Here is a 9,262-nt window from a genome sequence, read left to right as displayed (position 1 = left end):
GTCATCCCGGCGAAGGCCGGGATCTCCGGACCAGAGAGCGCAGCCCTTCAACCACGATCAGCCTAAGCCAGCGGCCGCGCCCTGTGATCAGGGAAAGCTAAAACTCCGCTTTGAGGCGCGCCGTCAGCGCCCGGCCTTGGCCAGCAGGCGAAGGGCGAGGGCGAGATTGCGGCGGTCGACCGTAGCGCCGCCGGGCAGCGTGGCAAGGTCGTCCGCCGTCCCGTCGAAGGCGGCGACGATGGCGCGGGCGAGGGCGATTTCATCGTCGGTCGGCGTGAAGATCGCCCGCACCTGATCGGCATCGTCGAAGCCGGTGACGATCTTGGCATCGAAGCCCATGGCCCGGGCGCGGCAGAAGGCATCTGTGCGGGCTTCCCCTTGCAGGGGGCGGGCCACCGGGCCGTCGATCACGAACAGACCATGGGTGCGCGCGGCCATCAGGGCCATGGCCCGGGCCGTGAGCACCGGCGGGGCATCGTCGTCGCGTGCGCAACCCAAGGCGCGCGACAGGTCGAAGGGGCCCATGGTGAAGCCGGCGAGGCGCGGCGTTGCCGCCGCGATATTTTCCAGATGAATGAAGGCGGGCGGCGATTCGAGGACGGCGATCAGCGGGACCGGCCGGTCCGTCACGGCGTCGATCGCCGCTTCCGCCAGCAGCAGGTCCTCGGCACCTTCGACCTTGGGCACGACGATGGCGTCGAGGCGCGGCAGGGCGGCGATCACCGGCACATCCGCAGCGAACCACGGCGAGCGCACGGAATTGCTGCGCACGAAGACAGCGATCCCCGGATCGAGCGCCGCGATCCGCCCCGCCACCCTATGCCGGGCGGCATCCTTGTTGGCCGGCACCACCTCGTCCTCGAGGTCGATGATCACCGCGTCGATCCGCGCGGCCGCGACCTGCGTCCAGCTCTCGTCCTTCTCGACGCTGCAGAAGAAGACATTGCGCGGGGCGATGACAGTCACGGCCGGAAACCCTCGAAGATGATGTTGTCGGCGTGCTCGCTCGCGCGCTTGCGTTCGGCCGGGGTGCGCACGGTCCAGGTCAGCAGGAGCAGGCCCTGCGCCCTCGCGCGCCGTGTCGCGTGGTTGGGCAGGGCGCGGATGTCGTAGGCGATGAAATGCGGCCTTGTGATCCGGTTCAGCAGCATGTGGGTCATCACCCATTGCTCGTGCAGGCGCAGGGGTTCGTCGTCCATGCGGAAATCCATGGCGATCTGGCCGCGTGCGACGAGGGGGGCATGGCGCTTGAACCACAGGATGCTGCGCGGGTTGAACGACTGGATGGCGAAGGCGCCGTGATAATCCTCGAGGGCGGCGAAGGTCGCCGCTTCCAGCGGACCGACCTTGCCGCGCGCGGCCTTCACCTCGATCAGGAAGGGCACCCGGCCAGCCACCAGCTTGAGGACGTCACGCAACGTCGGAATGGTCTCGCCGGTCTCATTGAGGGTCATGCCGCGCAGGTCGCCGGCGCGGAAGGCGTCGACACGCCCCGTCTCGCCGGTCATGCGGTCCAGGGTGTCGTCGTGGAACACCATGGGTACGCCGTCGGCCGAGACCTGAATGTCCAGCTCGATGGCATAGCCCGCCTCGGCGGCGGCCATGAAGGCGGCGCGGCTGTTCTCGGGGATGTCGGCCGTCTTGTCATGAAGGCCGCGATGGGCGACGGGCTGGCGGCGCAGCCATTCCAGGCTCGGGTGCGGCAAGATCAGGCGATCTCGAAGATGGCTTCGACCTCGACCGCGGCGCCGAGTGGCAGGGCATTGGTGCCGACGGCGGAACGGGCGTGACGGCCGGCATCGCCGAACACCGCGACGAAGAGGTCGGAGGCGCCGTTGGCGACTTTGGGCTGATCGGTGAAGGCATCGTTGCAGGCGATGAAGGCGACCAGTTTCACCACACGCTTCACCCGGGACAGGTCGCCGCCGAGCGCGATCTTCGCCTGGGCGATCAGGTTGATGGCGCAGAGCCTGGCCGCGGCATTGCCCGCCTCGGCATCGAGATCATTGCCGAGCTTGCCCTTGACGAGGCCGTCCGGCCCGATCGGTAGCTGGCCCGAGACGAAGAGCAGGTCGCCGGTCACGACGAAGGGCACATAGTTGGCCACCGGGGCGGCCGGCACCGGCAGGGTGATGCCGAGTTCGGCCAGGCGGGAGTCGGCGGGGGAAAGGCTCATGTCAGGTCTCCGAAATCAGTCCGGGCGGCCGATAGGCTGCTGCTGGGTGATGCAATGGATGTTGCCGCCGCCGAGCAGGATCTCGCGCCCCGGCACGGCGATGACCCGGCGCTCCGGGAACAGGCGGGCGACGATGGCCTCGGCCGCCTCGTCGGTCGACGGGTCGAGCTTCGGCATCACGACGGTGCCGTTGCCGATGTAGAAATTGACGTAGGAGCCGGCGAGGCGAAGCCCCGGCGTCCGCTCCTGGCCGCCATCGTCGTCGAGGCCGCCGAAATCGACGCTGTCCATTTCCGCCTCGGCGCGGAACAGCGGGCCGGGGGCGGGGATCTTCACCACCTCGATGGCGCGGCCCCGGGCGTCGCGGGTCTTCGATAGGCGCTCGAAGGCATCCTGCGAGATGGCGAATTGCGGATCGTCGCGGTCCTCGGTCCAGGTCAGGGCGACGACGCCGGGCCGGACATAGCAGGCGAGATTGTCGACATGGCCGTCGGTCTCGTCGTCCAGCACGCCGGGGCCGAGCCAGATCACCTTCTCGACGCCGAGGTAATCCTTCAGGTGCTGCTCGATCTCGCCGCGCGAGAGGTGCGGATTGCGATTGGGGTTCAGCAGGCATTCCTCGGTGGTGATCACCGTGCCCTCGCCATCGACATGGATCGAGCCGCCTTCGAGAATCAGCGGCGCGCGGTAACGCGGCACCCGCTCGATCTCCAGGATCTTGGCCGCCACCAGTTCATCCTGATCGCAAGGGCGATAGAGCCCACCCCAGGCGTTGAAGCCCCAGTCGACACCACGCAGGCGGCCCTTGCCGTCGGTGACGAAGCTCGGCCCGGTGTCGCGGCACCAGGCATCGTTGGTCGTCGCCTCGACGACGCGGATATGCGCCGGCAGGCGGCGGCGCGCCTGCACGAACTGCCGGGCCGAGACGAGGACCGTGACCGGCTCCCCGCTCGCGATCGCGGTCGCGACTTGTGCGAAGGCCTCCTGCGCCGGCTTGGCGCCATTGCGCCAATTGTCCGTCCGCTCGGGCCAGATCATCCAGCAGCCCTGATGCGGCTCGAACTCGCCGGGCATACGGAAGCCATCGGCGCGCGGGGTCGATGACAGGGTTTCGGCCATGGTCCTCTCCTGATGCGGCGCCCATCCTGCCGTCAAGGCCCCTTGGCGGGCAAGCCGTGTCGGCTACAATCGCGTCATGCGCGTTTTTCTCTTCTGTCTCGCCCTGGTGGCGCCGGCCCAGGCCGGCCCGTCCAAGCCCTTCTGCGGCGAGAAGACGGAGTGCCGTCAGATGGCGGATTGCGCCGAGGCACGATTTCATTACAGCCAATGCGGTCAGACCCGGCTCGACCGGGATGGCGACGGTGTGCCCTGCGAAGAACTGTGTCGCTTCAAGTAAGGCCGAAGCTGGGGCAAACTGCGGCCGCAGCGAGAAGGGGAGTTTGAAGATGCGTGAAGTCACCGTCGCGGCGACGCAGATGGCCTGCGGCTGGGACCTGGCCGCCAATATCGCGCGGGCCGAGGGCCTGGTGCGCGAGGCCGCCGACAAGGGCGCCCAGATCATCCTGATCCAGGAATTGTTCGAGACGCCCTATTTCTGCCAGGACCAGATCCACGACTTTTTCAGTCTGGCCAAGCCCTTCGACGACCATCCGCTGATCGCCCATTTCGCCGCGCTGGCGGCCGAGCTTGGCGTCGTCCTGCCGATTTCCTATTTCGAGCGCGCTGGACAGGTCCATTTCAATTCGATCGCCATCGCCGATGCCGATGGCTCGATCCTCGGCAATTACCGCAAGAGCCATATTCCCGATGGTCCAGGCTATACCGAGAAATTCTACTTCTCGCCGGGCGATACCGGTTTCCGGGTCTGGGACACGCGCTTCGCCCGGATCGGCGTCGGCATCTGCTGGGACCAGTGGTTCCCGGAATGCGCCCGCTCGATGGCGTTGATGGGCGCGGAAATCCTGTTCTACCCGACCGCCATCGGCTCCGAGCCGCATGATCCGACCCTCGATTCCGCCGCCCATTGGCAGCGGGTGATGCAGGGCCATGCCGGCGCCAATCTCGTGCCCCTCGTCGCCTCCAACCGGGTGGGCACCGAGGCCGGGCGCCATGGCACCTCGATCACCTTCTATGGCTCGTCCTTCATCGCCGATCCGACGGGCGCCAAGGTGGCCGAAGCCGACCGCGCGACCGAAGGCGTGCTGACCGCCACCTTCGATCTCAATGCTACCGCGCATCAGCGCCGGTCCTGGGGTATCTTCCGCGACCGGCGGCCCGAGCTTTACGATCCGGTGCTGTCGCTCGACGGGGCCAATCCGCACGCCGCCGCGGGCTATTGAGGGCAATTGTATTCCGCTTGATCGAGTAACGAATGTCGTCGTCCCGGCGAAGGCCGGGACCTCGCGACCAGAGGGCACCCTTGCCTGTTCGAGATGCCGGCCTTCGCCGGCATGACGAGAGAATAGAAGTCACCCCGCCATTCGAACATCGTCTTAAAGGACAATCGGGGCGCGCCCTTCACCAATATTTTACCGTCATCGGGCAAGGATGGGCCGATCGCGCCGGAGGCCCATCCCATGTCCGATACCGAAGTCCTGACCCCGCTCGAAGAGGCGGCCTTTCCGTTCCTGCAACATGCGGTCCTGCTGGATCAGGCGCGGGGGGCATTGGCCGTCCTCGACAAGGCGCTGGCCCAGAACGCCGAACTCTGGCTGCGCCTGTCCGAACATACGGTGGTGAATGGCGCCGACCTGTCGCTTGACGCCATCGATTTCATCAATCGCACCGCGACCTTCACCGCGAAAGTGGCGAAAACCCTCGAGGGCGAGGTGGACAACGAGCTGATCGACAAGCTGATCGCGCTCAATCTCAATATGTCGGAAGTGATTCTGAAGGGCGGCGCGCCGGCGGAAGGCTGAGAGACCTTTTGGAAACCCCGGACGGGTCGATCCAGCGGATCTTTTCACGCCCCGCCCCTTCGGGGCAGGGCATCAGCCGGAATAGGCCGTGCCCATGATGTCGAGCACGCTCTGATCCGTCACGCTGTCTTCACCGATCAGGGCACCGATCACTTCGCGCTGGGCCTGGGCGGCGAAGGCGATATTGCTGGTCATCAGCGAATAGCGCGTCTCGATCGCCTTTTTGGCCGCGGCGAGTTCTTCCGCTTCCGTGTCGCTGACCTCACGCGCCGTCTCGCCCAGCGAGGTGAGCTGGTTCTGCAGCGTGCTCAGGCCGATTTCGGACTGAAGATTGGTGTTGCTCAGGGTCACCACCGCCTTGGCCACGATGCTGATCGAGGCCTTGATATCGTCGATCGCCTGGGTCTGGCCGGCGCCGGTCAATCCGCCATAGAGCCAGGACGAGGTGACCGGCAGACCACCGGTGTCCAGCGTCGCGTTCCAGGTGGTGGTGCCATCGGTGAAACTGACGTCGTTACCGTCGCGCGAGACGAGGGAGAGCTGCGAGGTGGCGATCTGCGCTCCGCCCATGCTCAGGGTCTGCGACAGGAAATTGGGCGTGTAGAGCCGGCCGTTGTCATCGTCGGTCAGGACATAGCGCGAGCCGAGCGACTGCAGCGCGACGACGACCTGGGTCGCGCCGGTGCTGATCGCCATGGTGCGCTGGCCCGACTGGCCGGGGGCGGCGTTGCCGATCAGGTTCTCGAGATCGGCGCCGCGACTGCCGACCAGGATGTTGATCTGGTTGATCGCATTGTCGAAGGCGGAGGCACGCCCTTCCGCCGCCGCGGCATGGGCGGTGTTCAGGTACTCCAGCACCTTCTGGGCGTTGGTGCTGGCCTGTTTCAGGGAAAAGACGGCACCCGCGGCGGTATCCTTGCGGGCGGCCAGGGCATCGATATCGGCCTGCAGCGAGGGCAGCGCGGAATTGGTGACGTATTTATCCTGGACCTTGGCCAGTTCCTTGGCCTTGCGGGCGGCGATGCCGTCCGCCACGAGGGTATAGGTCCGGTCGAGGGAGTCGCTGACCGCCTGCTTCTGGGCGGCGGCGCTCATGCCGAAATAGATTGCCGTCATGCCTCCACCCCCATGCGGAGCCGGTGTGCCGAGCGTTCGGCCAGCGCCGTCTCCAGATCCGCGATCAGGCCCAGGGTTCCATCGCGCATGAAGAGAACGGTGGAGCGATATTCGGCCAGGAAAGTCGCCATCATCATGGCACGTCTTTCCGGGTCCGTCATCCGGTGGCTGAAGTACATGCCGATCTTTGGCATCGACCGGATGGAGCCATGGGCGATGCTTTCGGTCCTCGCGTATTGGTCCTTGAAGCCATCCATGAAGTCCGACAGGCGGTGCCAGAAGGCGACCAGGTCTTCGCCTTGGGCGATCGTCTCGTCGACGAGCGCGAGCAGATCGTCATAGAAGGCGGTTGCCCCTTCGAGCAACTGGCCGGGTTCCCACCGTTCGAAGAAACTGCCGGCCGGGCAGGCCCTGGCCAGCTGGCGCATGTCGGCGCGCACCTTACCGGCATCGGCCTGGCGCGGCAGGTTGCGGATCGATGAGGCGACGCGCGGCATGACGCCATTCAGCAGGGCGCCATCGGACGTGTTGAGCACGTTGAGCTTGTAGCGCCGGGTGATGTCGCCAAGGATCTGGGCGCAGAGCGCCAGGATCCAGTCGCATTCGACGATGCCGCCGAAATTGCCGGGCAGGGTTTGATTGTATTTCAGGTTCCGCTCGAACGTCTTGTACTTGTCGGTGACGGCATAGACCGAATCCCGGGAATGCTTCACCTGGCCGAGCTTGCTGCCGCAATCGGTGCCGAACAGGATGTAATCGGTGAAGCCGAGGGCGGCGGAGACCCGCAGGGCGGTATTGACGCAGGTCGGCCCCACGCCGATCAACTCATGGCGCTCGGGCGCCAGGATCCGGGTCGAGCTGACTGAATCCCGGAAAAAGAAATAGACCTCGTCGAACAGCGCGGCGACCCGGGGATCGACGGTGACCGAAGCGATCAGGGTGATGCCCGACAGGTCGAATTCCCTGGACAGGGCGGTCAGCACCTCGACCGTCGGATCGCCATTCTCGAGTTCGCAGTGAAACTGGGGACGGATGCCGTTCCGCAGGCAGACGCGCAGGCTGGTGCCCGCCGAAAAGACCACGCCCTGGGGCACCAGCCGGCGCAGGTCGTCCATCGAGCGGTCGATCGACGGGCCGGAGCCGATGATGATCGCGGTCTCGGGCCGGGCCGGCTTCGGCTTCGCGTCGATCAGGCGGCTGTCATAACGCAGGAGGTTTCCCACCGCGTTGGTCATCATCTTCAGTTCGTCCTCGTAGAAACCCTTCGAGATGAACATCTGGTCGATCACCTGCTGCAGGCGATCGCGGGTTTCGGTCAGGACCCACGAGGGGTAGTGGACGAAGACGAAGGCGCCGTCGATGAACGGCTCGCCGATCCGGTAAACGAGGCGGCGGATCTCGGCGATGATCTGATCGGGCTGGGCGGCGGAACTCAGCTTGATGTCGATGCCGCGGCGATCCGCGATCTCGAACAGGGCCTGCCAGTCCTGCGTCGCGGCGGCATGGGCGGTGAATTCCGGCACCGGCTCGACGATCAGGACATGGCGGGCCTTGGTCGTCTCGATCAGGGGACGCAGATGGTAGCCGAGGCCAAGGCCGAGGATGACGAGGAAGGAGCCCTCGTAATCCGGCTTGTTGCTGTAGGACGTGATGCCGTTCTCGGCCATGCCTTCCAGCATCCGGTCGCGCATCCGGGCCGAAACCTCGCTGCCGATATTGGCGCCCGACAGGTCCTGGGTGAAGAACTGCAGGGGTTTCACCTCGAAGCGGCCGACCTGTTCCGCGGCCAGGGCCTCGGCGTCGCCGTTGTAGACCCGGCCACGGCCAAGATCGATGTCGATCGCCCTGCCGGTTTCGTCCCGCACGATGGTGCTCAGGGTCGTCGCCGGCAGCGATCGCGCGACGGCGGGGAAGCGCTCGGCGAAACCCGGATTCATTCCTCGAGGCTCCCGAGCAGGGCCGAGGCGAAGCTCGACGGATTGAAGGCCGGGGCGACGGCGGCGGCGGCGGCGAAGCGGCGGCTGGCGTCGGCATCGGCGGCGAGGGCGGCGGCGATCGTGATGAACTCACCGATGTCGGCGGCGGCATATTCGCCAAGACCCAGGGCATCGAGCGCGGCGGCGCCGAGGTTCAGGTGCCGGGCCGGGCCGCGCAAGGCGACGCAGGGCGTTGCGACGGCGGCGGCCGTGATCACATCCTGTCCGCTGAGCGCCCGGAAGGGCGCGACATAAAGGTCGAGACCGGCGGCGAAGGCAAGAGGCGAGCCATCGACGATCTCGATGCGATCGGCGATGCCGCGCGGCTGGCACCGCTCGATCAGGATGGCGACATTGTCCTGATGGCTGAAGTCGCGATCGCGCAGCAGCAGCCGGGCTTCCGGCAATTGTTCGAGAAGCGCGGCGAGCGCGTCCAGGAAATCATCCTGCAACTGGCCGGGCAGGACATCGGTGCCGATCAGCAGCGGACCGTCGCCTCTCTCGGGCCGTGTCGTCGTCTCCAGCCGGGCGAGGCTGGCCCCGGCCGGAACCGCGTCCTCGGTCCAGGGCAGGGCGCAGGGTGCGTTCAGCCACGACAGCACGCGCCTGGCGGGGTGATGGGCGAGGGCATCGGCGTGAAGCGGGGCGGCGAGGCCCCCGGCGTCGAGCAGCAGGTCGATGCCTTCGCCGGCGATGGTATAGGCCAGGGTTTCGCCGTCGAAAGCGGCGGCATCGACAAGGCGCGACACCCGGCCCTGAAGCAGGCGGTTGTGCGGCAGGTCGAGGGAGCCGGCGCCGAAGACGACGAGTTCACCGAGATTGCCATCGCGCAGGCCCTGGCCCAGGGCGGCGATGGTCTCGACATCGGCTTCGTCGCCGAGGGCGGTCGCCAGAACGCCGATCCGGGGGCGCCCGGCCAGCGGCGATGGCGCCACCAGGGACACGGCCTTCGGCACCAGCGGCCCCCGAGGCTCCAGCACGCGGGCGGGATCGCCATCGGTCAGGATGGCGACGGTGGCGGCGGCGCACAGCACATCGGTCGCGGCGGCGGGGTCGCGGGTGCCCAGCACCAGAGC

10 protein-coding genes are annotated in these 9,262 nt (G+C 66.8%); 3 read left to right on the top strand and 7 right to left on the bottom strand.

Annotated features, from left to right (window positions below):
- Window positions 1–123: 123 nt before the first annotated feature.
- The 4 genes from WAZ62_RS17860 to aguA are packed head-to-tail and all read right to left on the bottom strand — an operon-like array spanning window position 124 to window position 3,295.
- Window positions 124–966, bottom strand: coding sequence for an HpcH/HpaI aldolase/citrate lyase family protein (locus WAZ62_RS17860; RefSeq protein ID WP_422644893.1), 843 nt, complete (start codon window positions 964–966; stop codon window positions 124–126).
- Window positions 963–1,706, bottom strand: a complete 744-nt coding sequence (locus WAZ62_RS17855) for a glycerophosphodiester phosphodiesterase family protein (RefSeq protein WP_422644892.1) — start codon at window positions 1,704–1,706, stop codon at window positions 963–965. Before WAZ62_RS17855 ends, WAZ62_RS17860 begins: the two co-directional genes overlap by 4 nt.
- A 2-nt stretch (window positions 1,707–1,708) precedes the next feature.
- Window positions 1,709–2,176, bottom strand: coding sequence for a RidA family protein (locus WAZ62_RS17850; RefSeq protein WP_422644891.1), 468 nt, complete (start codon window positions 2,174–2,176; stop codon window positions 1,709–1,711).
- 15 nt (window positions 2,177–2,191) lie between these two features.
- Entirely contained in the window at window positions 2,192–3,295 is a 1,104-nt protein-coding gene (gene aguA, locus WAZ62_RS17845; protein WP_422644890.1) for an agmatine deiminase, read from the bottom strand.
- 76 nt (window positions 3,296–3,371) lie between these two features.
- Between aguA and WAZ62_RS17840 the strand changes: the two genes are divergently transcribed.
- The 3 genes from WAZ62_RS17840 to WAZ62_RS17830 all read left to right on the top strand — a co-directional run bounded on the left by WAZ62_RS17840 (window position 3,372) and on the right by WAZ62_RS17830 (window position 5,094).
- Window positions 3,372–3,572, top strand: a complete 201-nt coding sequence (locus WAZ62_RS17840; RefSeq protein ID WP_422644889.1) for an excalibur calcium-binding domain-containing protein — start codon at window positions 3,372–3,374, stop codon at window positions 3,570–3,572.
- Window positions 3,573–3,621: 49 nt separating this feature from the next.
- On the top strand, window positions 3,622–4,515 hold the full coding sequence (gene aguB, locus WAZ62_RS17835) for an N-carbamoylputrescine amidase (RefSeq protein ID WP_422644888.1): 894 nt from the start codon (window positions 3,622–3,624) through the stop codon (window positions 4,513–4,515).
- A 237-nt stretch (window positions 4,516–4,752) separates the two neighbouring features.
- Complete coding sequence (locus WAZ62_RS17830) at window positions 4,753–5,094, top strand: hypothetical protein (RefSeq protein ID WP_422644887.1); 342 nt, start codon at window positions 4,753–4,755, stop codon at window positions 5,092–5,094.
- A gap of 72 nt (window positions 5,095–5,166) precedes the next feature.
- Here the strand turns inward: WAZ62_RS17830 and WAZ62_RS17825 are convergent, their stop codons facing one another.
- The 3 genes from WAZ62_RS17825 to WAZ62_RS17815 form a co-directional block, all read right to left on the bottom strand.
- On the bottom strand, window positions 5,167–6,210 hold the full coding sequence (locus WAZ62_RS17825; RefSeq protein ID WP_422644886.1) for a hypothetical protein: 1,044 nt from the start codon (window positions 6,208–6,210) through the stop codon (window positions 5,167–5,169).
- Complete coding sequence (locus WAZ62_RS17820; RefSeq protein WP_422644885.1) at window positions 6,207–8,147, bottom strand: motility associated factor glycosyltransferase family protein; 1,941 nt, start codon at window positions 8,145–8,147, stop codon at window positions 6,207–6,209. The genes WAZ62_RS17825 and WAZ62_RS17820 overlap by 4 nt, the downstream gene beginning before the upstream one ends.
- Window positions 8,144–9,262: hypothetical protein (locus WAZ62_RS17815; protein WP_422644884.1), on the bottom strand; the 1,119-nt coding region annotated here is incomplete at its 5' end. The genes WAZ62_RS17815 and WAZ62_RS17820, both read right to left, overlap by 4 nt.

It is taken from the genome of Zavarzinia sp., from assembly GCF_049306435.1.
Classification (GTDB): Bacteria; Pseudomonadota; Alphaproteobacteria; order Zavarziniales; family Zavarziniaceae; genus Zavarzinia.
This window is presented reverse-complemented; position numbering and strand designations above follow the sequence as displayed.